Source organism: Bartonella sp. AP58NXGY, from assembly GCF_042195785.1.
GTDB lineage: Bacteria > Pseudomonadota > Alphaproteobacteria > Rhizobiales > Rhizobiaceae > Bartonella.
This window is the reverse complement of sequence record NZ_JBHIOY010000144.1, coordinates 1-915: the sequence shown is the minus strand read 5'-3', so window position 1 is coordinate 915 and position 915 is coordinate 1. Positions and strand designations below refer to the sequence as shown.

The 915-nt window shown below is 30.6% G+C and carries 2 protein-coding genes; one reads left to right on the top strand and one right to left on the bottom strand.

Going from position 1 to position 915, the window contains the following annotated elements; genetic code table 11:
• Window positions 1–35: 35 nt before the first annotated feature.
• Window positions 36–287: a helix-turn-helix domain-containing protein gene (locus ACFINC_RS10065; protein WP_375617124.1), complete on the bottom strand. Its 252-nt coding sequence runs from the start codon at window positions 285–287 to the stop codon at window positions 36–38.
• Window positions 288–378: 91 nt separating this feature from the next.
• On the opposite strand from ACFINC_RS10065, the gene ACFINC_RS10060 reads away from it, so the two are divergent.
• A complete protein-coding gene (locus ACFINC_RS10060; RefSeq protein WP_375617123.1) occupies window positions 379–681 on the top strand; it encodes a helix-turn-helix domain-containing protein in 303 nt (100 codons plus the stop codon).
• The last annotated feature ends 234 nt before the right edge of the window (window positions 682–915 follow it).

The window sequence follows — 915 nt, the reverse complement described above, 5'->3', positions numbered from 1 at the left end:
TCAATATTATTTCATTTAAACTCATTTTGATCTCCTTAATGCTGCAATCTATCGACCGTCTGATCAACAACGCGGCTTTTAGAAATTGAAGAAAAATTCTCTTGATACCAATCACTAGGATTTATGTAATTATCAGTAACTTCTGCTATTTTTTGTATTATCCTAGGATGCGGAAATCGCTTCTTATTCACATAGCGTGCTATAGATGCTTGCGTAACACCTACCAAAATAGCAAACTCGGCATAAGTAATATTATTCTTTGATAAATACAGTTTTAGTTTAGACATTCCTCTTTATACCATATCGGTATTATTAAAACAAGCGTATTTTACCATATTGGCATTTGAAAGGATTTTTTTTTTAATTAGGATAAGAATCATGAATAATTTGAAATTTTTCAGACAAAAAGTAGGTTTAACTTCAAAAGAATTAGCCGAATTGGTAGGGACGAGTCAGCCACAAATTTTTCGTTTAGAAAATGGACAACGAAAATTAACAAAAGAGTGGGCTATACGTTTGGCGCCACACTTAAAAATTACCCCCAAACAACTGTTGTTTTCAGGAAATAAGCCTAATAGCTTAGATGAACAAATTGAAGATATGTTAGAGCATCTAAGCTACGATAATAAGGTTAAACTTCTTGATCTCCTTTCTTCATTTTATCAAGATAAAAAAGAATAAACTCTCTTTTTTCATCTTCTGTCAATTTATTCCATAGTTCCAATATTTGCGTATTAATCGACCATTTTTCATCCATTTTTTCTACTCATAAAAAAATAAAAAATAAAAAATAACCATTTTGGTATTGACTTTAAATTACCGTTTCGGTATCAAAATCCCATATCTTAGAAAATAACTTTTGCCAATAGGCTGTATGGAGGCATTTGTGAAAAAACCAGTGTTTATCAATTCTGA

Bases quoted from the DNA above. Each gene is read 5' to 3' on its own strand.
- ACFINC_RS10065 (WP_375617124.1), bottom strand. From the start codon at position 287: ATGTCTAAACTAAAACTGTATTTATCAAAGAATAATATTACTTATGCC.
- ACFINC_RS10060 (WP_375617123.1), top strand. From the start codon at position 379: ATGAATAATTTGAAATTTTTCAGACAAAAAGTAGGTTTAACTTCAAAA.